Raw genomic sequence first — 20,927 nt, 5'->3', positions numbered from 1 at the left:
CTTTTTTCATTTCTTGGTTTTGGAGAGAGCTGCAGCAAACGCACTGCCCATGGCGCCCCCCATGGGCGCTGCCTGACGGGGCTCGTTTCTGGGTTTGGCACTGCCAGTGCCAGTGTTGCGTGGCTCGGCAGGCTTGCGGGCTGGTTGTCCGGCTTTTTCGTCCAGCCGCATGGTCAGGCTGATCCGCTTGCGCGGGGCATCGACCTCCAGCACCTTGACCCTCACTATGTCCCCCGCCTTGACCACCTCGCGAGGGTCCTTCACGAAGCGATCGGTCAGGGAGGAAATGTGGACCAGCCCGTCCTGATGGACACCGATATCGACGAAGGCGCCGAAGTTGGTGACGTTGGTGACCACCCCTTCCAATATCATCTCTGGCACCAGGTCGCTTATCTTCTCTACCCCATCCTTGAAGGTGGCGGTCTTGAACTCGGGGCGCGGGTCGCGGCCAGGCTTGTCCAGCTCGCCTATGATGTCGGTGACAGTGGGCACGCCGAACTGCTCATCCGTATAGTCAGCCGGCTTCAGGCTACGCAGCAGGCTGCCGTTGCCGAGCAGGCTTTCAACTTGCTGCTGGAGTTGCGCCAGGATCCTTTCAACCACAGGGTAGGATTCCGGGTGTACCGCCGAGCTGTCGAGAGGATTGCTGCCCCCGCGAATACGTAGAAAACCGGCACACTGCTCGAATGCCTTGGGACCGAGCCGGCTCACCTTCAGCAACTGCTGGCGGCTCTGGAAGGCGCCGTGCTCGTCCCGATAGGCGACGATATTCTGGGCTAGCGTCTGGGAGAGACCGGAAACCCGATTCAGCAGAGCGACCGAGGCTGTGTTCACATCCACCCCGACTGCGTTCACGCAATCTTCGACCACGGCATCCAGCCGCCGTGCAAGCTGGCTCTGGCCTACGTCGTGCTGGTACTGGCCCACCCCGATGCTCTTGGGGTCGATCTTGACCAGCTCGGCCAGGGGATCCTGCAGGCGGCGGGCGATGGAGACAGCGCCACGGATCGAGACGTCGAGATCCGGGAACTCCTGAGAGGCGAGCTCGGAGGCGGAGTAGACGGAGGCGCCTGCCTCGCTGACCACAACCTTTTGCGCCTTGGCGGCGGGGTAGCGCTCAAACAGCTCGCTCACCAGCCGATCGGTTTCCCGCGAGGCGGTGCCGTTGCCGATGCTGATGAGCTCCACCTTGTGCTTCTGGCACAGCTCGCTCAGGGTTTTGAGGCTCTGATCGACCTGTTTCTTCGGCTCGAACGGGTAGATGGTGGCGTGATCGACCAGCTTGCCGGTGGCGTCGACCACGGCCACCTTGACTCCGGTACGGATACCCGGATCCAGCCCCATGGTGCAGCGCATGCCCACCGGGGCTGCCATCAGCAGATCCTGGAGGTTCATGGCGAATACCTTGATCGCCTCCTCTTCTGCCGATTCGCGGATCCGGCCGATCAGCTCGGTCTCCATCTGCAGCGACAGCTTGATCTTCCATGTCCAGCTCACGACACCTTGCAGCCACTTGTCGGCCGGACGGTTTTGCAGATTGAGCTTGAGGTGGTGGGTGATGATGCCTTCACAGGGACTGGCGCCCTCGTCTTCACCTGTGACCAGCGCCAGATTGAGGACCCCCTCATTGCGCCCGCGCAGCATGGCCAGTACCCGGTGGGAGGGAGCCTTGTGCAGCGGCTCATCATGTTCGAAGTAGTCCTTGAACTTGGCCCCTTCCTGTTCCTTGCCTGCCACCACGCGAGCGCGCAGGGTGGCGTTGTGCCACAGATAGTCCCGCAGTTTCTCCAGCAGGTCTGCCTGCTCGGCGAAGCGCTCCATCAGTATGTAGCGGGCTCCATCAAGGGCTGTCTTGCTGTCTGTGATGCCTTGCTCGGAATTGAGGAAGCCGGCAGCGGCCTGTTCGGGATCCCGCATCGGGTCCGTGAGCAGCAGGGTCGCCAGTGGCTCTAGCCCCGCTTCTATGGCCATCTGTCCCTTGGTGCGACGTTTGGGTTTGTAAGGGAGATAGAGGTCTTCCAGCCGGGTCTTGCTCTCGGCGCCATTCAGCTCACGGGTCAGCTCAGGGGTGAGTTTGCCTTGCTCCTCGATGGAGCGAATGATCACCTGGCGGCGATCCTCCAGCTCGCGCAGATAACCAAGGCGGCTCTCCAGGGGGCGTAGCTGGCTGTCATCCAGGCCACCAGTCACCTCTTTGCGGTAACGGGCGATAAAGGGCACTGTCGAGCCTTCATCCAGCAGGCGCACGGCTGCCTGCACTTGTTCCGGACGAGTATTCAGCTCACCGGCAATCTGTCTCTCTATTACATGGCTGTGCATCGGGGATCTCTGTGGTCGCTTCTATCCAACTGGCCTGGGTGGCGTCGACTTGCTGCTGGGTATATTGCCTGCCAGCAGGTCGCGTCTCTACACCATGAGGATGTGCATCATGGCGTGTACCGAGAGTGCCACCGAGATCGGTTTGCGCCATAAGGCGCCAAATGTGAGCACTATATGGGGTCGCACGACTGTATGCCACCCTGGCGAAGTGACGTAAATGGCCGTTGAGCCCAAGGGAGGGGGAAGAGAGCGAGCGATCCGCTCCCCGTCATGGAAGAGAAGATGTCCGGGAGGGAAGGGCACTATGCTACCCGGGATGGCGGGGAGGACAAGTCTCCCCGGCTGCGTCATTTGGGATAGCTGATGTCATTGATATACCAGCAGGCGTCACCGACTGGCGTAGGTACTATGGCCTCATCCCCGACCTCTTTCTTGAGCAGGGCTCGAGCCATGGGAGAGTCGATGGAGATGTAATCTTTGCGGCCAAAAATCTCGTCATAACCGACGATGCGAAAGCGCTTGGTGTCACCCTCTTCGTTTTCCACCTCGACCCAGGCGCCGAAGAACACCTTGCCCTCCTGGACGGGAGCATAATCGACGATCCCCAGCTCCTCGAGGCATTTGCGCAGGTAACGCACCCGTCTGTCGATCTCCCGCAGCCGCTTCTTGTTGTACTGGTAGTCTGCATTCTCGCTGCGATCCCCCAGGCTGGCGGCCCAGGCCACCTTGCGCGTGGTCTCGGGGCGCTCTTCGCGCCACAGGAAATCGAGCTCTTCTTTCAGCTTGTTGTAGCCTTCGCGGGTGATGAGCTTGGTCTTCATGGATTTCAGGTACCTGCGTCAATGTGGGCTGATGAGCCTCTTATGGCTCGGCGGATCTTAGTCGCTGCCATTTCTGTGTCGAGCAAAAACTGCGTCGTCATCAGGGGGCAGCATGGTCGACAGGTGCTGACGGCAGAGGGATCAAGGGATGCCATGGGCAATAACCGGTAACATATTTATGCTTTGCCGTTGGGGCCTCGAGCTCTAGTATTGGCAACATATCGAGAGGAGAGGCAAGCAATGAGTCAGCAATACAAGGTTCTGGTCGTCGACGATGATTTGAAATTACGTTCCCTGCTGGAGCGTTACCTGACCGAACAGGGATTCGTTGTTCGGGGCGTCGCCAATGGCGAACAGGCTGACCGCCTGCTGACCCGTGAAAACTTCAGCCTGATGGTACTTGATCTGATGCTGCCGGGGGAGGATGGGCTTTCTATCTGTCGTCGCCTTCGTGAAGCCGGCAACCAGATCCCGGTGCTCATGCTGACCGCCAAGGGGGATGAGGTAGATCGTATCGTTGGGCTCGAGATGGGGGCTGATGACTATCTGCCCAAGCCATTCAACCCCCGTGAGCTGCTGGCGCGGATCCGTGCCGTGCTGCGCCGGCATACCGTCGAACTGCCTGGCGCGCCTTCGACCGCCGAGAAGATGGTGACCTTCGGCAGCTATCAGCTCAACCTGGCGACCCGGGAGCTCAGCCGTGATGGGGAGCCCGTTGCCCTGACCAGCGGTGAATTTGCCGTGCTCAAGGTGCTGGTCAGCCACCCTCGTGAGCCCCTCTCCCGCGACAAGTTGATGAATCTGGCCAGAGGGCGCGAGTACACGGCGACCGAGCGCAGCATAGACGTGCAGGTCTCCCGCTTGCGCCGCCTGCTGGAGCAGGATCCGGCCCAGCCCCGTTACCTGCAGACAGTCTGGGGCCTGGGTTACGTCTTCGTGCCGGACGGTGATGGCGAATGAAAAAAGTGGGCAGCATGTTTTCTCGCATGCTCTGGTTTTTGGCCGCCGTGCTGGTGGTCTATCAGTTTGTCTCCTATGTCACCTTCTACAACTATCTGCTGGCACCCACCGTCAAGCAGATCAGCCACCTGCTGGCCAATCAGGTCAAGCTCATCTTCCCGGTCGAAAGCAATCAGCTGGCGCTGAGCGAGGATGCCGAAGCGCTGGTTTATGTCGCGACCGGCAGTGACCTCTACACCCAGACGGAGGCCGAACAGCATGGGCTCAACGATTCCAAGCCCTATACCTATCTGGAAGAGAGCATCAGTCGTGAACTGGGTGGCAAGACCAAGGTGCGGGTCGAGATCCAGGATCACTACATCATCTGGATCCAGCCGCCGCAGGCCAATCAGGTGTGGGTTCGCATCCCGCTGACCGAGATCGAAGATGACGATATCGAGCCGCTGATCCTCTACATGAGCGTGCTGCTGGTGGTCACTCTGTTTGCTGCCTGGCGTTTTGCCCGCCAGCTGGTGCGTCCGCTGGAGGATCTGGAGGCCGGCGCCGTAGCCGTGGCGCGCGGCAACTTTCCCGATGCGCTGGGGGAACAGGGGTCGCGGGAGGTACGCCGACTGACCCGGACCTTCAATCATATGTCGAGCTCCATCAAACGCTTGATTGAGGAGCGCAATCTGATGATGGCCGGGGTCTCTCATGACTTGCGCACACCGCTGACCCGTATCCGGCTGGCGACCGAAATGATGTCGTCCGGGGATGAGTATCTCAAGGAGAGCATCAATGCGGACATCGACGAGTCCAACGGCATCATAGATCAGTTCATCGACTACATCCGTCCGGACGAGGGACTGGATACCCAGCAGATCGATCTGACTCAGCTGATCCACGACGTACTGCTGATGCAGACCGATCAGGGATTGGAGGTTGACCTCGAATTGCCGGAAGAGGCGGTGCGAGTGGCCTGCAATCCCATCAGTATTCGTCGTATTCTCAACAACCTGTCAGGCAACTCGCTGCGCTACGGCGCGAGCAGGTTGCACGCCGAGCTCAAAGATGATGGTCACTGGGTACGGCTGCGGCTGTCGGACAATGGTCCCGGCATCCCCGAGCAGGATTATTACCGTGTGCTCAAGCCCTTCACTCAGGGCAACGAGGCTCGCACCGGCAGTGGCAGCGGCCTGGGATTGGCCATTGTCGCCAAGATCGTCTCCCAGCATCACGGCACCATCCGGCTGGGACGGGCCGAGCTGGGGGGCTTGTTGGTGGAGGTCCGGCTTCCCAAGAACCAGCCACTGGAGTGGATGGATTGAGAAAAGGGCGTATCTGTGGATACGCCCTTTTGCATTATCAGGCTTGCGGCTCAGCTCCCTTGCGGTAGCGCTTGCCATATTTCAGCTGCTGGATCAGCAAGGCGGCGACGATCAGCCCCAGCCCTATGGGGGTTGCCGGGTGTATGGTCTCGCCGATCAACAGGTTGAGCAACACCAGGGAGGCAAACGGCGAGATGAAGATGAGGTTGCTTATAGGGGCCGTGTTGGTGGCATGGCGCAAAGCCATCAGCCACAGCACGAAACCGAAGCCCATCTCGAACAGGCCCACATAGATGGCGCCGACCCAGCCTTGCCAGGCTGTCATGGCGAAATCGGAGAGCAGCCAGGTCGCCGCGACAATGAAAGGAAGGCTGATGATAAAGCCGAGCAACAGGCTGACGATGGGGTCTCCCTGATTGCGGGTGTTGAGGATCCAGTAACTGGCCCAGATAAGCGTCGATACCAGCGCCAGCGCGACCCCGAGCGGGCTGTCGAATTGCAGGCCGAACACATCCCCCTTGGTGGCGATCACCAGGGCACCGAAGTAGCCCAGCACTATGGCCACTCCATCGCGGCGGCGCAGTTTCTGGCCGAGAAAGGGGACTGCCAGCAGACTGAGGGTGATGGCCCAAGTGTAGTTGAGGGTCTGTGCCTGCTGGGCGGGCAGCAGATCATAGGCCTTGAACAGCAGCAGGTAATAGAGGAAGGGGTTCAGCACACCCAGGGTCAGGTAATAGAAAGGTCGTGCCTTGATGTAACTCCGTAGCAGCGGCAGTTTACCCTGTTTGGCAACTATCGCCGTCAGCGTGAGGGTCGAGGTGAAGGCGGCTACAAGCAGCAATTGCAACGGTTCAAAGTAGGCGAGGGAGATCTTGAAGGCGGTGGCGACTGTCGACCAGAGGGCAACGGCGCAGAGTCCATACTGATAGGCTTTTTTTTGATCTTTGAGCATTGGATGTCGTTCCACTGACAGAGGCAGGCGCACAGTCTACCAGCCTGTTTGTAACATTGTCGTTACCCCGAGTTGCCAAGGGGATGAGGTGTCGCCGGCGAGATCCATCTGTCACATAAAACTGCGCACAATCTGTTCGCCCTCCCTTGCGCAAATTTGAAAAATCCGTATAATCCCCTCCGCTTACCCATGAGGTAAGCCAGACGATATGTCTGCTGCTGAGTTTCCTGTTTACAGGAGCCAGCCATACAGTCCTCCCGATATGGGGGGAAACGTGAAAAATCACACCTCTGGCGGGAGTAATCTCGGTCGGGCGGTGTTGGTTTATGTTCTTTTATCTATTGGAGCTCTGTCAATGCAGAACCAAAGAATCCGTATCCGCCTGAAGGCTTTTGATCATCGCCTGATTGATCAATCCACTGCGGAAATCGTTGAAACTGCAAAGCGCACCGGCGCGCAGGTTCGCGGTCCTATTCCGCTGCCGACTCGCAAAGAGCGCTTCACCGTCCTGATCTCCCCGCACGTCAACAAAGATGCGCGTGATCAGTACGAGATCCGCACTCACAAGCGTCTGGTAGACATCGTTGAGCCGACTGACAAGACCGTAGACGCCCTGATGCGTCTGGATCTGGCAGCTGGTGTAGACGTCCAGATCAGCCTGGGTTAATTACGGAAAGAGGTTGATAACAATGACAATCGGTCTTGTAGGTCGCAAAGTGGGTATGACTCGCATCTTCACTGAAGATGGCGTTTCTATCCCGGTGACTGTTATCGAAGTTGAAGCTAACCGTGTAACTCAGGTCAAATCTGTAGAAACCGACGGCTACAACGCTATTCAGGTTACCACTGGCGCCAAGAAAGCCAGCCGTGTGACCAAGCCGGAAGCTGGCCACTTCGCCAAAGCTGGTGTAGAAGCCGGTCGCGGTCTGTGGGAGTTCCGCCTGAACAACGGTGAAACTTTCACTGTTGGTAGCGAGCTGAAAGTAGATCTTCTCGCTGACGTTAAGATGGTAGACGTTACCGGCACATCCAAGGGTAAAGGTTTTGCGGGCACTGTAAAGCGCCACAACTTCCGCACCCAGGATATGACCCACGGTAACTCCTTGTCTCACCGCGCTCCGGGTTCTATCGGTCAGAACCAGACTCCGGGTCGTGTATTCAAGGGCAAAAAGATGGCTGGTCACATGGGTGCTGAGCGTGTAACGACTCAGAACCTGGAACTGGTTCGTGTTGACGCTGAACGTAACCTGCTGCTCATCAAAGGTGCAGTCCCAGGTGCAACCAACGGCAACGTGATCGTCAAACCTGCCGTCAAAGCGTAACGTCTGAGGAGATAGTAATGGAATTGGTAATGAAAGACGCCAAGAGCGCTCTTGAAGTTTCCGAGACTACCTTCGGGCGCGAATTCAACGAAGCTCTGGTTCACCAGGTCGTCGTTGCATATGCCGCAGGTGCCCGTCAGGGTACTCGTGCGCAGCTGACTCGCTCTGAAGTGTCTGGTGGCGGCAAAAAGCCGTGGCGTCAGAAGGGTACTGGTCGTGCCCGTGCTGGCTCCATCCGTTCGCCCATTTGGCGTTCCGGTGGTGTGACTTTTGCTGCTAAGCCGCAAGATCACAGCCAAAAAGTAAACAAGAAGATGTACCGCGGCGCTATCCGTAGCATCCTGTCCGAGCTGGTACGTCAAGAGCGCCTGATCGTTGTCGAGAAATTCGGCATCGAAGCGCCGAAGACCAAAGAACTGATCGCCAAGCTGAAAGAGATGGAACTGACTGACGTTCTGATCGTGACAGCTGAAGTCGATGAGAACCTGTTCCTGGCTGCTCGCAACCTGTACAAAGTTGACGTGCGTGACGTTGCCGGTATCGACCCGGTCAGCCTGATCGCTTTCGACAAGGTTCTGATGACTGCTGAAGCAGTTAAGCAAATCGAGGAGATGCTGGCATGATCCGCGAAGAGCGTCTGTTGAAAGTTCTGAAGGCTCCGCATATCTCTGAAAAGAGCACCATGGTCGCCGAGAAGCAGAACACTATCGTGTTCAAAATTGCTGTCGACGCCACCAAGGCGGAAGTCAAAGCTGCAGTTGCGAAACTGTTCGAGGTCGAAGTTGAGACCGTCCGTACCCTGAACATGAAGGGTAAAACCAAGCGCTCAGGTGCCCGCGTAGGCCGTCGTTCCGATTGGAAAAAGGCTTATGTGACCCTGAAAGCTGGTCAGGACATCGACTTCATGGGCGCAGCCGAGTAAGAGGAGTTCTGAAAAATGGCAATCGTTAAGTGCAAGCCTACTTCTCCAGGCCGCCGCCACGTCGTTAAGATCGTCAATCAAGAGCTGTACAAGGGTAAGCCCTTTGCCGCTCTGCTGGACAGCAAGAGCAAGTCCGGTGGTCGTAACAACAACGGTCGTATCACCACCCGTCATATCGGTGGTGGTCACAAGCAGCATTACCGTATCGTCGACTTCAAACGTGACAAAGACGGTATCCCGGCCAAAGTAGAACGCCTGGAATACGATCCTAACCGTACCGCTAACATCGCACTGGTGTTGTATGCAGACGGTGAGCGTCGTTACATCCTGGCTCCGAAAGGCCTGAAAGCTGGTGACGCGATCGCTTCTGGTGCTGATGCAGCCATCAAGGTAGGTAACACCCTGCCGATGCGCAACATCCCGGTTGGTTCTACTGTTCACGCCGTTGAGATGAAACCTGGTAAAGGTGCCCAGCTGGCTCGTTCCGCTGGTACTTTCATCCAGATCCTGGCTCGTGAAGGTAACTATGTAACTCTGCGTCTGCGTTCCGGCGAAGTACGTAAAGTTCTGGCCGAGTGCCGCGCCACCATCGGTGAAGTCGGTAACTCCGAGCACATGTTGCGTCAACTGGGTAAAGCCGGTGCCAACCGCTGGCGTGGTATTCGTCCGACCGTTCGCGGTATGGCGATGAACCCGGTCGACCACCCGCACGGTGGTGGTGAGGGTCGTAACAAGGGCATGCAGCCTGTGTCCCCATGGGGCCAGAAGGCTAAAGGCTTCAAGACCCGTAAGAACAAGCGTACCGACAAGTACATCGTACGTCGTCGTAACAAGTAATTGTTAACATAGAGGAATCACCATGCCACGTTCTCTCAAGAAGGGTCCATTTATTGACCTGCACTTGCTGAAGAAGGTAGAGAAAGCGGTGGAAAGCGGGGATAAAAAGCCGGTTAAGACCTGGTCCCGTCGTTCAATGATCATCCCGAACATGATCGGTTTGACCATCGCTGTCCATAATGGTCGTCAGCACGTTCCGGTTTTCGTTACCGAAGAAATGATCGGTCACAAACTGGGTGAATTCGCACCGACTCGTACTTATCGCGGCCATGCTGCTGATAAGAAGGCTAAGAAGCGCTAAGGGATAAATGATGGAAGCTATCGCTAAACACCGTTATGCCCGTACTTCTGCCCAGAAAGCTCGTCTGGTAGCCGATCAAGTACGTGGTCTGTCTGTAGACAAGGCTCTGAATATCCTGACCTTCAGCCCGAAAAAGGCTGCAGTGCTGGTTAAGAAAGTGCTGGAATCTGCCATTGCAAACGCTGAGCACAACGAAGGCGCTGATATCGATGCGCTGCGTGTTGCTACTATCATGGTCGACGAAGGTCCCTCCATGAAGCGCATCCGTCCGCGTGCCAAAGGTCGTGCGGATCGTATCCTCAAGCGTACCGCTCACATCACTGTAGTGGTATCCGACGCTAAGGCTGGGAGATAAGCAATGGGTCAGAAAGTACATCCTAATGGCATTCGCCTGGGTATTACCAAGCCTTGGAATTCTACCTGGTTCGCGAACACCAAAGACTTCGCTGACAACCTGTACAGCGATTTTCAAGTACGCCAGTTCCTGACCAAGGAACTGAAAAATGCGTCCTTGTCCAAGATCACCATCGAGCGTCCGGCCAAGAGCATCCGTGTGACCATTCACACCGCTCGTCCGGGTGTTGTGATCGGTAAGAAAGGCGAAGACGTTGAGAAACTGCGCAAAGCTGTCGCCGTGATTACCGGCGTGCCTGCTCAGATCAACATTTCCGAAGTCCGTAAGCCGGAGCTGGATGGCAAGCTTGTTGCTGACAGCATCACTTCCCAACTGGAACGTCGCGTAATGTTCCGTCGTGCTATGAAGCGCGCCGTACAGAACGCAATGCGCCTGGGTGCCAAGGGCATCAAAGTGGAAGTGTCTGGTCGTCTGGGCGGTGCTGAAATCGCGCGTACCGAATGGTACCGTGAAGGTCGTGTGCCGTTGCACACCCTGCGTGCCGACATCGACTACGCAACTTCTGAAGCCCACACCACTTACGGTGTGATCGGCGTTAAGGTTTGGATCTTCAAGGGCGAAGTTCTGGGTGGTCTGGCTGCAGTTAATGCTGCCGCTGCTCAAGAGCAAGCTCCTGCAAAGCCCAAGCGCGATAACAAACGCCGCGGTAAGTAAGGAGATTCGGTAAATGTTGCAACCAAAGCGTACTAAATTCCGCAAGACCCATAAGGGTCGCAACCGCGGTCTGGCCAACACTGGTAACGAAGTATCCTTCGGTACCTTTGGCCTGAAGGCGACATCTCGTGGTCAACTGACTGCTCGTCAAATCGAAGCAGCCCGTCGTGCCATGACCCGTCACGTTAAGCGTCAAGGCAAGATCTGGATCCGTGTGTTCCCGGACAAGCCCATCACCGAAAAGCCTCTCGAAGTTCGTATGGGTAAAGGTAAGGGCAACGTGGAATATTGGGTCTGCCCGATCCAGCCTGGCAAGGTTCTGTACGAGATGGACGGTGTACCTGAGGCTCTGGCGCGTGAAGCGTTTGCCCTGGCCGCAGCTAAGCTGTCTGTTCAGACCACTTTCGTAATTAAGACGGTGATGTGATGAAAGCCCAAGATCTGCGTCAAAAGAGCGTCGATGAACTGAACCAGGAGCTGCTGGGCCTGCTGCGTGAGCAATTCAACATGCGCATGCAAGCGTCCACTGGCCAGCTGGCTCAGACTCACACTCTGAAACAAGTGCGTCGTGACGTCGCACGTATCAAGACTGTACTGACTGAGAAGGCAGGTGCGTAATGACTGACAAGATCCGTACTCTGCAAGGTCGTGTAATCAGCGACAAGATGGAAAAATCCATCACTGTTGCTATCGAGCGCAAGGTAAAGCACCCGATCTACGGTAAGATCATCAAGCGCACTACCAAGCTGCACGTACATGATGAAAACAACGAGTGTAAAGCTGGCGATCTCGTGGAAATCCGCGAATGCCGCCCGCTGTCCAAGACCAAGTCCTGGACCCTGGTTGCGATCTTAGAAAAGGCCTAATCGGTACTTTGTAGTCCAAACGGCCCCTTAGCGGGGCCGTTTGTTTTTTAGGCTACCTTTTCTCAAAATCATGTGTTATAGTTTCGCGCCTTTTGAAGGCAGCCAGATCCCGAAAGGGATAAGAAGTAAACAAAGCGGAGCACTAAAATGATCCAGATGCAAAGTATGCTGGGTGTAGCCGACAACTCCGGCGCTCGCAGTGTAATGTGTATTAAGGTTCTGGGTGGCTCGCACCGCCGTTATGCCGGCATCGGCGACATCATCAAAGTTTCCATCAAGGAAGCCATTCCTCGCGGTAAAGTGAAGAAAGGTGATGTATATAACGCGGTGGTCGTACGCACCCGTAAAGGCGTTCGTCGTCCGGACGGCTCAGTCATCCGTTTCGACAACAATGCGGCTGTGTTGCTTAACAACAACCAACAGCCAATCGGTACTCGTATTTTTGGCCCGGTGACCCGTGAACTCCGTAATGAGAAGTTCATGAAGATTGTGTCCCTGGCACCCGAAGTACTGTAAGGAGTCGAACGATGGCAGCTAAAATCCGTCGCGAAGACGAAGTGATTGTTCTTACCGGCAAAGACAAGGGCAAGCGTGGCAAAGTCACTCAAGTCCTGGTAACCGAAGGTAAGGTTCTCGTTGAAGGCATCAATCTGGTGAAGAAGCATCAAAAGCCGGTACCCGCACTGGGTCAGGCTGGCGGCATCATCAGCAAAGAAGCCCCAATGGACGTTTCTAACGTAGCGCTGTTCAACTCTGCCGCTGGCAAGGCTGATCGCGTTGGTTTCCGGATTGAAGACGGCAAAAAAGTTCGTTTCTTCAAATCCACCGGCGAACTTGTGAAGTAATTGGAGTTTAACGATGGCGAAACTGCATGATTACTACAAATCCGATGTAGTAAATGAACTGGCCAAACAGTTCGGTTACAAGACTATCATGCAAGTCCCTCGGATCGAGAAAATCACCCTGAACATGGGTGTTGGTGAAGCGATCTCTGACAAAAAGCTGTTGGAAAATGCCGCTGCCGATATGGCTGCCATTTCCGGTCAGAAGCCGCTGATCACCAAAGCTCGCAAATCTGTTGCGGGCTTCAAGATTCGTGAAGGCTACCCGATAGGTTGTAAAGTAACCCTGCGTGGCGAGCGTATGTGGGAGTTCCTGGAACGGCTGATTTGCATCTCCGTACCGCGTATCCGTGACTTCCGTGGCCTGAACGCTAAAGCGTTCGACGGTCGTGGTAACTACTCCATGGGCGTGCGTGAGCAAATCATCTTCCCGGAAATCGACTATGACAAAGTCGATCGCGTCCGTGGTCTGGATATCACCATCACCACTTCCGCGAATACCGATGAAGAAGGCCGTGCTCTGCTGGCTGCCTTTAACTTCCCATTCCGCAAGTAAGGTTAGGGTTATGGCTAAAACATCCATGAAAGCACGTGAAGCAAAGCGTGCGAAGCTGGTAGCCAAGTTCGCCACTAAGCGAACCGAGCTGAAAGCTATCATCGTTGATATGAACGCTTCTGAAGAAGCGCGTTGGGATGCTGTACTGCAACTGCAACAGCTGCCCCGTGATTCCAGTCCGTCCCGCCAGCGTAACCGTTGCAATATTACTGGTCGTCCGCACGGTTTCCTGCGTAAGTTTGGTCTGTCTCGCATCAAGGTGCGTGAGCATGCCATGAAGGGCGAAATTCCGGGCCTGAAGAAGGCTTCTTGGTAACGAATCTCGGGAGTTAGACTTATGAGCATGCAAGATCCGATCGCGGATATGCTGACCCGCATCCGTAACGGTCAGGCGGCGAGCAAAGTTGCGGTTTCCATGCCTTCTTCCAAGCTGAAAGTGGCTATCGCCAAAGTGCTGAAAGAAGAAGGTTACATCGCTGGCTACTCCGTAGCTGGTGATGTGAAGCCGGAACTGGAAATTGAACTGAAATATTTCCAGGGCAAGCCAGTTGTAGAACTGATCCAACGTGTGAGCCGTCCCGGCCTGCGTATTTACAAGCGCACTACTGATCTGCCGAAAGTTATGGGCGGTCTCGGTGTTGCTATCGTGTCCACGTCTAAAGGTGTGATGACCGACCGTGCTGCCCGCAAGGCAAGCATGGGTGGTGAGATCATCTGCTACGTCGCTTAATAGGAGGTCGGAAATGTCTCGCGTTGCTAAGGCACCCGTCACTATTCCTGCTGGCGTAGAGGTGACTCTGAACGGTCAGGAACTGTCCATCAAAGGTGGTAAAGGTTCTCTGGTTCGTTCCATCCACGCCGGTGTAGAAGTGACCAAAGAAGACAATGTACTGAAGTTCGCCCCGCGCGACGGCATCGCTGGTGCTGACGCTCAGGCCGGTACTGCACGTGCATTGGCTAACAACATGGTAATCGGTGTTACCCAAGGCTTCGAGCGTAAGCTGCAGCTGGTTGGTGTAGGTTATAAAGCCTCCATCAAGGGCAATGCTGTCGCGCTGGCCCTGGGCTTCTCTCACCCGGTAGAGCATGCGCTGCCGGCTGGTGTCACCGCTGAATGCCCGACCGCTACAGAGATCGTTCTGCGTGGTGTGGACAAGCAGCTGGTTGGCCAGGTCGCCGCCGATATCCGTTCTTACCGCGCTCCGGAGCCCTACAAGGGCAAGGGTGTACGCTATGCCAACGAGCAAGTGCGTACTAAAGAAGCTAAGAAGAAGTAAGGTAACACTATGGACAAGAAAGCAGCTCGTCTCCGTCGTGCTACTCGTGCTCGGAAGAAGATGCAGGAACTGGGAGCTACCCGTCTGGTTGTTCACCGTACCCCGCGTCATATCTACGCGCAGGTTATCGCAGCCAACGGTTCCGAAGTTCTGGCCTCTGCTTCTACAGTAGAGAAAGCCATCAGTGAAGCTCTTAAATACTGCGGTAATGCTGATGCAGCTACCGCAGTAGGTAAAGCAATCGCTGAGCGTGCTATTGCCAAAGGCGTTCAGAACGTATCTTTCGATCGTTCCGGTTTCAAGTATCACGGTCGTGTAGCCGCTCTGGCTACCGCTGCTCGTGACGCTGGTCTTCAGTTCTAAGCTAGGAGTCGAAGATGGCTAAAGTCGAATCTCAAGCCGGCGAACTGCAAGAAAAGCTGATTGCAGTAAACCGTGTTTCGAAAACTGTTAAAGGTGGTCGTATCATGTCCTTCACCGCGTTGACCGTGGTGGGTGATGGTAACGGCCGTGTAGGTTACGGTTACGGTAAGGCCCGTGAAGTTCCGGCCGCTATTCAAAAAGCGATGGAACAGGCTAAGCGTAACCTGAGCAAGGTAGAACTGAACAATGGCACTCTGCACCACCCGGTGCGCGGTGTTCACTCCGGTTCCTCCGTGTTCATGAAGCCGGCCTCACAAGGTACTGGTATCATTGCAGGCGGCGCCATGCGTGCTGTTCTGGAAGTTGCTGGTATTCACAACGTGCTGGCTAAGACCTACGGTTCCACCAACCCAATCAACGTTGTTCGCGCAACTGTAGACGCTCTGGTACAGGGTCAATCCCCGGCCCAGATCGCTGCCAAGCGTGGTCTGCGCGTTGAAGAAATTCTGGGGTAATGCGACATGGCTAACACTGTAAAAGTAACTCAAACTCGCAGCTCTATCGGCCGTCTGCCAAAGCACAAGGCGACTCTGCGTGGTCTGGGTCTGCGTCGCATTGGTCACACCGTTGAGCTGGAAGATACTCCCTGCGTACGCGGTATGATCAACCAGGTTTATTACATGGTTAAGGTGGAGGGCTAAGCATGCGTCTGAATACTCTGTCTCCGGCCGCTGGTTCCAAGCCTGAAAAACAACGTCGTGGTCGTGGTATCGGCTCCGGCCTGGGCAAGACTGGTGGTCGTGGTGTGAAAGGTCAAACCTCTCGTTCCGGTGGCGGTAAAGTCCGCGCTGGTTTCGAAGGCGGCCAGATGCCTTTGAAAATCCGTCTGCCGAAGTTCGGTTTCTTCTCTCGCAAATCTTTGGTTTCTGCCGAAGTGCGTCTGAACGAAATCGCCATGGTAGAAGGTGATGTGGTCGATTTGAGCACTCTGAAGCAAGCCGGTGTTGTTACCAAGAACATCGTTTTCGCTAAAGTTGTTCTGTCTGGCAACATTGACCGTGCTGTGACCGTTCGTGGTGTGTCCGTCACCAAAGGTGCACGTGCAGCCATCGAGGCCGCTGGCGGTAAAATCGAGGAATAATCAGTACAATGGCTAAGAAACCAGGATTGGATGTTAAAGCACAGGGTGGTCTGAGTGAACTGAAGAGCCGTCTGCTCTTCGTTCTCGGGGCGATTATCGTTTTCCGTGCAGGCTCTTATGTGCCGATTCCTGGTATTGACGCCGCCGTACTGGCCGAGTTGTTCCAACAACAGAAGGGCACCATCATTGAGATGTTCAACATGTTCAGTGGTGGTGCACTCTCGCGTGCTTCTATTCTTGCGCTGGGGATCATGCCGTACATTTCGGCATCGATCATTATCCAGCTGCTGACTGTGGTTCACCCCGCTCTTGCTGAACTCAAGAAAGAAGGTGAATCTGGCCGTCGCAAGATTAGCCAATATACCCGTTGGGGCACGCTGGTTTTGGGAACTTTCCAGGCCATTGGTATTGCAACCGGTCTGCCGAATATGATGCAAGGACTCGTGACACATCCGGGTTTGGGCTTCTATTTCACGGCCGTTGTGAGTCTGGTCACCGGTACCATGTTCTTGATGTGGTTGGGTGAGCAGATTACCGAGCGTGGGATCGGTAATGGTATCTCGTTGATTATTTTCACAGGTATCGTTGCTGGTTTGCCGCATGCCATTGGTGCTACGGCCGAACAGGCACGTCAAGGGGAATTGCACATCCTGCTGTTGTTGTTGCTAGGCTTGATTGTTTTCGCAGTGACTTACTTTGTGGTGTTCGTGGAACGTGGTCAGCGTCGTATCGTCGTTAACTACGCCAAGCGTCAACAAGGCCGCCAGGTATTCGCAGCGCAAAGCACACACCTGCCATTGAAAGTGAATATGGCCGGTGTGATTCCTGCGATTTTCGCATCCAGCATCATCCTCTTCCCAGGGACCATTACTTCTTGGTTTGGTCAGGGTGAGGGCAAGGTCGCTGATATCCTGCAACAGGTCTCTATGGTCCTGCAGCCGGGTCAGCCCTTGTATGAGATGCTCTATGCAGCAGCCATTATCTTCTTCTGTTTCTTCTATACCGCGCTGGTGTTCAACCCCCGCGAGACAGCAGACAACTTGAAGAAGAGTGGAGCCTTTATCCCGGGGATCCGCCCGGGCGAGCAGACAGCACGTTACATCGATAAGGTTATGACTCGCCTGACATTGGCAGGTGCGCTCTATATAACCTTTATCTGTCTGGTACCCCAGTTCTTGATGACTGCCTGGAACGTACAGTTCTACTTCGGTGGCACCTCGCTGCTGATTATCGTGGTAGTTATCATGGACTTCATGGCTCAGGTACAAACCCATATGATGTCTCATCAATATGGCGACGTCCTGAGGAAGGCCAACCTGAAGGGCTACGGCCGCTAAAGGTCGGCGTAGTTACGGAGTTAAGCAATGAAAGTTCGTGCTTCCGTTAAGGCAATCTGCCGTAACTGCAAAATCATCAAGCGTCACGGTGTGGTGCGTGTGATTTGCAGCGAGCCAAAGCATAAACAGCGCCAAGGCTAATTTTTTACGGTTAGTACTTGCAACAAATAGTTGTGCTGGCTAATATAGCCAGCCAACTTTTGTTGTGTATTGGTTGACCGCCACGTATCCGCTCACGGGCTTTGTGGTGGTCGTAATCTACTATATGTAGGAGTGAATAGTGGCCCGTATCGCTGGCATTAACATTCCTGACCATAAGCATGCAGTCATTGCTTTGACTGCGATTTATGGCGTCGGTCGTACCCGCTCCAAGGCCATCTGTGCCGCAGCCGGTATCGCTGAGAATGTGAAAATTAAAGACCTGGACGAAGCTCAGATCGAGAGTCTGCGTGAACAAGTAGGTAAATTCACCGTTGAAGGTGACCTGCGTCGTCAGATATCCATGAACATCAAGCGATTGATGGATCTGGGTTGCTACCGTGGTTTGCGTCACCGTCGTAGCCTGCCTGTTCGTGGTCAACGTACCAAGACCAACGCTCGTACCCGTAAGGGTCCGCGCAAGGCTATCAAGAAGTAACGGGAAGGTAGAAAATGGCTAAAACTCCGACTCGTGCTCGCAAGCGCGTTAAAAAGCAAGTGAGCGACGGTATTGCGCACGTTCATGCATCTTTCAACAACACAATCGTGACCATTACTGACCGTCAGGGCAATGCTCTGTCATGGGCTACCTCCGGTGGTTCAGGTTTCCGTGGTTCCCGTAAGTCCACTCCGTTTGCTGCCCAGGTAGCTGCTGAGCGTGCTGGTGAGATCGCCAAAGAATACGGCGTGAAGAACCTGGAAGTCATGGTCAAAGGTCCGGGTCCCGGTCGTGAGTCTTCCATCCGCGCTCTGAACGCGGCTGGTTTCCGCATCACTAATATTACTGATGTGACTCCGATCCCGCACAACGGTTGTCGTCCTCCCAAGAAGCGCCGCGTATAACGCTGTTGCAACTTGGTCTAGGATTGTTGGAGAAAGAAGATGGCAAGATATATCGGTCCTAAGCTTAAGCTTAGCCGTCGTGAGGGCACCGACCTCTTCCTGAAGTCTGGTGTTCGTGCGATTGATTCTAAGTGCAAGATTGACACCGCCCCTGGTCAGCACGGTGCGCGTAAAGCGCGTCTGTCCGACTACGGTGTTCAGCTGCGCGAGAAACAAAAAGTTCGTCGTATCTACGGCGTATTGGAAAAACAGTTCCGCAACTACTACCGCGACGCTGCCCGTCAAAAGGGTAACACCGGTGAGAACCTGTTGCAGCTGCTGGAAGGTCGTTTGGACAACGTTGTTTACCGTATGGGCTTCGGCGCTACCCGTGCTGAATCTCGTCAGCTGGTGAGCCATAAGGCCATCATGGTAAATGGTCGCGTTGTGAATATTCCTTCTTTCCAGGTTTCCCCTGAGGACGTGGTCTGCGTTCGTGAGAAGGCTAAGAAGCAAGCGCGTATCAAAGCATCCCTCGAGGTTGCTGGTCAGCGTGAGAAGCCGACTTGGGTAGAGGTTGACACCGCTAAAATGGAAGGTGCTTTCAAGCGTCTGCCAGAGCGTTCCGACCTGTCTGCCGACATTAACGAACAGCTGATCGTCGAGCTTTACTCCAAGTAAAGCTAGCTTCTAAAGAGAGGACACAATGCTGGGTTCTGTAACAGATTTTCTTAAACCGCGGCTAGTTGACATCGAGCAAGTTAGCCCGACTCATGCGAAAGTGACTCTTGAGCCACTTGAGCGTGGTTTTGGTCACACGCTGGGTAATGCCCTGCGTCGTATTTTGCTGTCATCTATGCCCGGTTGTGCAGTTACTGAAGTCGAAATTGACGGGGTACTGCATGAGTACAGCAGCAAAGAAGGTGTGCAGGAAGACATTCTTGAAATTCTGCTCAACCTGAAAGGTATCGCTGTGAAGCTGGAAGGCAAGGACGAGGTAACTCTGTCCCTGACCAAGTCTGGAACAGGCCCCGTTACCGCTGGTGATATCACTCACGGTGATGAAGTCGAGATCGTAAACCCGGAGCACGTAATCTGCCACCTGACCGGTGCCAATGCTGAAATCAGCATGCGCCTGAAAGTTCAGCGCGGTCGTGGTTATGTGCCTGCTTCTGCTCGTGTTCACAACGATGATGAAGAGCGTCCGATTGGTCGCCTGCTGCTGGACTCCGCGTTCAGCCCCATCGTTCGTATTGCCTACAATGTTGAGGCAGCACGTGTGGAACAGCGTACCGACTTGGACAAGCTGGTCATCGACATGGAGACCAATGGTACTCTGGATCCTGAAGAAGCAATCCGTCGTTCTGCCACTATTCTGGCTGAGCAACTGGAAGCCTTCGTGGATCTGCGCGATGTCAGCGTGCCCGAGAAGAAAGAAGAGAAACCCGAGTTTGATCCGATTCTGCTACGTCCTGTCGATGATTTGGAGCTGACAGTTCGTTCTGCGAACTGTCTGAAGGCAGAAGCTATCCACTATATTGGTGATCTGGTACAGCGTACCGAAGTTGAGTTGCTTAAAACTCCTAACCTCGGTAAGAAGTCCCTGACTGAGATCAAGGATGTGTTGGCCTCCCGTGGTCTGTCTCTTGGCATGCGCCTTGAGAACTGGCCGCCCGCCAGCATCGCTGACGAGTAATCCAGATTACGGGTTTCACAGATTTAGTTAGAAGGATAAGGTCATGCGCCATCGTTTGAGTGGTCGTCAACTGAACCGGAACAGCAGCCATCGTCAGGCTATGTTCCGCAACATGGCCAGCTCCCTGGTTCGTCATGAGATCATCAAGACGACTCTGCCTAAGGCAAAAGAGCTGCGTCGTGTAGTTGAACCGCTGATCACCCTTGCCAAGACTGATAGCGTTGCTAATCGTCGTCTGGCATTTGCCCGCACTCGCGACAACGCGATCGTGGCTAAGCTGTTCAATGAACTGGGCCCGCGCTACCTGGAGCGCGCCGGCGGTTATACTCGCATTCTGAAATGCGGTTTCCGTGCTGGCGACAACGCCCCTATGGCTTACATTGAGCTGGTAGACCGCCCGGCCGCTGCTGAAGCAGCTGCTGAGTGATAAAGAAAAAGCCGGGCTTGTCCCGGCTTTTCTTTTAATGGAGCCCTCAACTGCCTCAACTGCCTCAACTGCCTCAACTGCCTCAACTGCCTCAACTGCCTCAACTGCCCGTTCCCTGATTTTTAATCTCTTCTATATACAGCATTATGCTTTGTCCATAACCAAGTCCTTACGCCTTGGTCTTTATGATTACTTGTATGTGCTGCCTGGCGACACGTAAGAAAGGAGTGTAATTACCCTGTATTTATGAGTTTCTGTGGATAAGTTTGTACAAAAGCTGTGGTTGGATATGAATAACTAAAAAGATGCCGATTTTTGCAATTTTATTGCCGATAAGGGGTTGCCAGAAAGATTCAACTCCCTATAATGCGCCTCCATCGACAGGGCAAGCGGCAACGCAAACAAACCAGTCGGTGCCTCGAAAAGCCTTTGAAAATAAGGCTTGACTCGAGAAGGCGGTTGAGTAGAATTCCACTCCCGCAGCAACACACTGTTGCGTCGCTCTTTAACAATTTGAATCAAGCAATCTGTGTGGGCACTCACAGCATCGAACATCAAACAATTTTGTTGATTTTCAATGTCTGGTGAAGTG

34 protein-coding genes are annotated in these 20,927 nt (G+C 54.7%); 30 read left to right on the top strand and 4 right to left on the bottom strand.

Annotated features, from left to right (window positions below; translation table 11 throughout):
• Positions 1–6: 6 nt before the first annotated feature.
• Positions 7–2,319 carry a Tex family protein gene (locus GWQ31_RS14580; RefSeq protein ID WP_275909661.1) on the bottom strand — a complete coding sequence of 771 codons (2,313 nt, stop codon included), beginning with the start codon at positions 2,317–2,319 and terminating at the stop codon, positions 7–9.
• Between the two features lie 347 nt (positions 2,320–2,666).
• Positions 2,667–3,140 carry a transcription elongation factor GreB gene (gene greB / locus GWQ31_RS14575; protein WP_275909660.1) on the bottom strand — a complete coding sequence of 158 codons (474 nt, stop codon included), beginning with the start codon at positions 3,138–3,140 and terminating at the stop codon, positions 2,667–2,669.
• 240 nt (positions 3,141–3,380) lie between these two features.
• Between greB and ompR the strand changes: the two genes are divergently transcribed.
• Both ompR and envZ read left to right on the top strand, forming a co-directional pair.
• Positions 3,381–4,100: a two-component system response regulator OmpR gene (ompR, locus tag GWQ31_RS14570; protein ID WP_005319762.1), complete on the top strand. Its 720-nt coding sequence runs from the start codon at positions 3,381–3,383 to the stop codon at positions 4,098–4,100.
• The gene (gene envZ / locus GWQ31_RS14565; protein WP_021140671.1) at positions 4,097–5,407 is read left to right on the top strand and encodes a two-component system sensor histidine kinase EnvZ; all 1,311 of its coding nucleotides are present in this window, start codon (positions 4,097–4,099) and stop codon (positions 5,405–5,407) included. The genes ompR and envZ overlap by 4 nt, the downstream gene beginning before the upstream one ends.
• Before the next feature lie 37 nt (positions 5,408–5,444).
• Here the strand turns inward: envZ and GWQ31_RS14560 are convergent, their stop codons facing one another.
• On the bottom strand, positions 5,445–6,359 hold the full coding sequence (locus tag GWQ31_RS14560) for a DMT family transporter (protein WP_275909659.1): 915 nt from the start codon (positions 6,357–6,359) through the stop codon (positions 5,445–5,447).
• 355 nt (positions 6,360–6,714) lie between these two features.
• Between GWQ31_RS14560 and rpsJ the strand changes: the two genes are divergently transcribed.
• The 28 genes from rpsJ (at position 6,715) to rplQ (ending at position 20,335) form a co-directional block, all read left to right on the top strand.
• Positions 6,715–7,026: a 30S ribosomal protein S10 gene (rpsJ, locus tag GWQ31_RS14555; protein ID WP_005307944.1), complete on the top strand. Its 312-nt coding sequence runs from the start codon at positions 6,715–6,717 to the stop codon at positions 7,024–7,026.
• Between the two features lie 22 nt (positions 7,027–7,048).
• The gene (gene rplC, locus GWQ31_RS14550; RefSeq protein ID WP_005319753.1) at positions 7,049–7,681 is read left to right on the top strand and encodes a 50S ribosomal protein L3; all 633 of its coding nucleotides are present in this window, start codon (positions 7,049–7,051) and stop codon (positions 7,679–7,681) included.
• Between the two features lie 17 nt (positions 7,682–7,698).
• Positions 7,699–8,304 (top strand): 50S ribosomal protein L4, encoded by a 606-nt coding sequence (rplD, locus tag GWQ31_RS14545; protein WP_005319750.1) that lies wholly within the window; start codon positions 7,699–7,701, stop codon positions 8,302–8,304.
• Positions 8,304–8,603 (top strand): 50S ribosomal protein L23, encoded by a 300-nt coding sequence (gene rplW / locus GWQ31_RS14540; protein WP_343212775.1) that lies wholly within the window; start codon positions 8,304–8,306, stop codon positions 8,601–8,603. The genes rplD and rplW overlap by 1 nt, the downstream gene beginning before the upstream one ends.
• Before the next feature lie 15 nt (positions 8,604–8,618).
• Positions 8,619–9,440, top strand: coding sequence for a 50S ribosomal protein L2 (rplB, locus tag GWQ31_RS14535; protein ID WP_005319743.1), 822 nt, complete (start codon positions 8,619–8,621; stop codon positions 9,438–9,440).
• 22 nt (positions 9,441–9,462) lie between these two features.
• Complete coding sequence (gene rpsS, locus GWQ31_RS14530; RefSeq protein ID WP_005307960.1) at positions 9,463–9,741, top strand: 30S ribosomal protein S19; 279 nt, start codon at positions 9,463–9,465, stop codon at positions 9,739–9,741.
• Between the two features lie 10 nt (positions 9,742–9,751).
• Positions 9,752–10,096, top strand: coding sequence for a 50S ribosomal protein L22 (rplV, locus tag GWQ31_RS14525; RefSeq protein WP_005319741.1), 345 nt, complete (start codon positions 9,752–9,754; stop codon positions 10,094–10,096).
• A 3-nt stretch (positions 10,097–10,099) separates the two neighbouring features.
• On the top strand, positions 10,100–10,810 hold the full coding sequence (gene rpsC / locus GWQ31_RS14520; RefSeq protein WP_005319740.1) for a 30S ribosomal protein S3: 711 nt from the start codon (positions 10,100–10,102) through the stop codon (positions 10,808–10,810).
• A 13-nt stretch (positions 10,811–10,823) separates the two neighbouring features.
• Positions 10,824–11,237 carry a 50S ribosomal protein L16 gene (gene rplP / locus GWQ31_RS14515; protein ID WP_005319737.1) on the top strand — a complete coding sequence of 138 codons (414 nt, stop codon included), beginning with the start codon at positions 10,824–10,826 and terminating at the stop codon, positions 11,235–11,237.
• Positions 11,237–11,428 carry a 50S ribosomal protein L29 gene (gene rpmC, locus GWQ31_RS14510; RefSeq protein WP_005319733.1) on the top strand — a complete coding sequence of 64 codons (192 nt, stop codon included), beginning with the start codon at positions 11,237–11,239 and terminating at the stop codon, positions 11,426–11,428. The genes rplP and rpmC overlap by 1 nt, the downstream gene beginning before the upstream one ends.
• Entirely contained in the window at positions 11,428–11,676 is a 249-nt protein-coding gene (gene rpsQ, locus GWQ31_RS14505) for a 30S ribosomal protein S17 (protein WP_005319730.1), read from the top strand. The genes rpmC and rpsQ overlap by 1 nt, the downstream gene beginning before the upstream one ends.
• Positions 11,677–11,823: 147 nt before the next feature.
• A complete protein-coding gene (rplN, locus tag GWQ31_RS14500) occupies positions 11,824–12,192 on the top strand; it encodes a 50S ribosomal protein L14 (protein WP_005307975.1) in 369 nt (122 codons plus the stop codon).
• Positions 12,193–12,203: 11 nt separating this feature from the next.
• A complete protein-coding gene (rplX, locus tag GWQ31_RS14495; RefSeq protein WP_005319727.1) occupies positions 12,204–12,521 on the top strand; it encodes a 50S ribosomal protein L24 in 318 nt (105 codons plus the stop codon).
• A 13-nt stretch (positions 12,522–12,534) separates the two neighbouring features.
• On the top strand, positions 12,535–13,074 hold the full coding sequence (rplE, locus tag GWQ31_RS14490; protein ID WP_005319725.1) for a 50S ribosomal protein L5: 540 nt from the start codon (positions 12,535–12,537) through the stop codon (positions 13,072–13,074).
• 10 nt (positions 13,075–13,084) lie between these two features.
• A complete protein-coding gene (gene rpsN / locus GWQ31_RS14485) occupies positions 13,085–13,390 on the top strand; it encodes a 30S ribosomal protein S14 (protein ID WP_005319722.1) in 306 nt (101 codons plus the stop codon).
• 21 nt (positions 13,391–13,411) lie between these two features.
• On the top strand, positions 13,412–13,804 hold the full coding sequence (rpsH, locus tag GWQ31_RS14480; protein ID WP_005307980.1) for a 30S ribosomal protein S8: 393 nt from the start codon (positions 13,412–13,414) through the stop codon (positions 13,802–13,804).
• 13 nt (positions 13,805–13,817) lie between these two features.
• The gene (gene rplF, locus GWQ31_RS14475) at positions 13,818–14,351 is read left to right on the top strand and encodes a 50S ribosomal protein L6 (RefSeq protein WP_005319720.1); all 534 of its coding nucleotides are present in this window, start codon (positions 13,818–13,820) and stop codon (positions 14,349–14,351) included.
• Between the two features lie 9 nt (positions 14,352–14,360).
• The gene (rplR, locus tag GWQ31_RS14470) at positions 14,361–14,714 is read left to right on the top strand and encodes a 50S ribosomal protein L18 (protein ID WP_265463292.1); all 354 of its coding nucleotides are present in this window, start codon (positions 14,361–14,363) and stop codon (positions 14,712–14,714) included.
• Between the two features lie 14 nt (positions 14,715–14,728).
• A complete protein-coding gene (rpsE, locus tag GWQ31_RS14465; RefSeq protein WP_005319713.1) occupies positions 14,729–15,229 on the top strand; it encodes a 30S ribosomal protein S5 in 501 nt (166 codons plus the stop codon).
• A 6-nt stretch (positions 15,230–15,235) separates the two neighbouring features.
• Positions 15,236–15,415, top strand: coding sequence for a 50S ribosomal protein L30 (gene rpmD / locus GWQ31_RS14460; RefSeq protein ID WP_005307985.1), 180 nt, complete (start codon positions 15,236–15,238; stop codon positions 15,413–15,415).
• A gap of 2 nt (positions 15,416–15,417) precedes the next feature.
• Positions 15,418–15,855, top strand: coding sequence for a 50S ribosomal protein L15 (gene rplO, locus GWQ31_RS14455; RefSeq protein WP_005319708.1), 438 nt, complete (start codon positions 15,418–15,420; stop codon positions 15,853–15,855).
• Positions 15,856–15,863: 8 nt separating this feature from the next.
• A complete protein-coding gene (gene secY / locus GWQ31_RS14450) occupies positions 15,864–17,192 on the top strand; it encodes a preprotein translocase subunit SecY (RefSeq protein WP_005307989.1) in 1,329 nt (442 codons plus the stop codon).
• A gap of 27 nt (positions 17,193–17,219) precedes the next feature.
• The gene (gene rpmJ / locus GWQ31_RS14445) at positions 17,220–17,333 is read left to right on the top strand and encodes a 50S ribosomal protein L36 (protein WP_005319705.1); all 114 of its coding nucleotides are present in this window, start codon (positions 17,220–17,222) and stop codon (positions 17,331–17,333) included.
• 139 nt (positions 17,334–17,472) lie between these two features.
• The gene (gene rpsM, locus GWQ31_RS14440) at positions 17,473–17,829 is read left to right on the top strand and encodes a 30S ribosomal protein S13 (RefSeq protein ID WP_005307991.1); all 357 of its coding nucleotides are present in this window, start codon (positions 17,473–17,475) and stop codon (positions 17,827–17,829) included.
• A gap of 14 nt (positions 17,830–17,843) precedes the next feature.
• Positions 17,844–18,233: a 30S ribosomal protein S11 gene (gene rpsK, locus GWQ31_RS14435; protein WP_005319702.1), complete on the top strand. Its 390-nt coding sequence runs from the start codon at positions 17,844–17,846 to the stop codon at positions 18,231–18,233.
• Positions 18,234–18,272: 39 nt separating this feature from the next.
• Complete coding sequence (gene rpsD / locus GWQ31_RS14430; protein WP_005319700.1) at positions 18,273–18,893, top strand: 30S ribosomal protein S4; 621 nt, start codon at positions 18,273–18,275, stop codon at positions 18,891–18,893.
• A gap of 25 nt (positions 18,894–18,918) precedes the next feature.
• Positions 18,919–19,908, top strand: coding sequence for a DNA-directed RNA polymerase subunit alpha (rpoA, locus tag GWQ31_RS14425; RefSeq protein ID WP_005307997.1), 990 nt, complete (start codon positions 18,919–18,921; stop codon positions 19,906–19,908).
• Between the two features lie 43 nt (positions 19,909–19,951).
• Positions 19,952–20,335 (top strand): 50S ribosomal protein L17, encoded by a 384-nt coding sequence (gene rplQ, locus GWQ31_RS14420; protein WP_005307999.1) that lies wholly within the window; start codon positions 19,952–19,954, stop codon positions 20,333–20,335.
• Positions 20,336–20,632: 297 nt separating this feature from the next.
• On the opposite strand, the gene GWQ31_RS14415 is transcribed toward rplQ, so the two are convergent.
• The coding region (locus GWQ31_RS14415; protein WP_275909658.1) for a hypothetical protein at positions 20,633–20,927 on the bottom strand (295 nt) is incomplete at its 5' end.

The sequence above is a fragment of the Aeromonas sp. 2MA4 genome, assembly GCF_029237305.1.
Lineage (GTDB): Bacteria > Pseudomonadota > Gammaproteobacteria > Enterobacterales > Aeromonadaceae > Aeromonas > Aeromonas salmonicida.
Note: the sequence above shows the minus strand (reverse complement) of the source record. Positions and strands in the feature narration are given on the sequence as shown.